General features: G+C 72.2%; 1 pseudogene. It reads right to left on the bottom strand.

Annotated features, from left to right (window positions below):
• Positions 1 to 230: pseudogene (locus F3T56_RS45855) on the bottom strand (IS200/IS605 family accessory protein TnpB-related protein); the annotation flags it as partial.

Here is a 230-nt window from a genome sequence, read left to right as displayed (position 1 = left end):
GCCCGGCCTGCCACCGCGCACGCCACTGCTCCTCGGTGAGCTGGGCGGCATCGAGGTGGTGGCGGGTGCTCAGCAGCCGCTTCCCACCCCGCACCACACGCACCACACGCACCACACGCACCACTCCGGTCTCCCGGTCGGACCGCACTGCCTGAAGCCGGTCTTCGAGCAGGTGCAGGCGGCGGGACTTGGCGAACCACTCCTGCTTGCCGTGGTAGCCGCCCGGAGCG

Source organism: Streptomyces tailanensis, from assembly GCF_008386495.1.
Taxonomy (GTDB): domain Bacteria; phylum Actinomycetota; class Actinomycetes; order Streptomycetales; family Streptomycetaceae; genus Streptomyces; species Streptomyces tailanensis.
The sequence above is the reverse complement of the archived record's forward strand: the minus strand, read 5'-3'. Positions and strand labels throughout refer to the sequence as shown.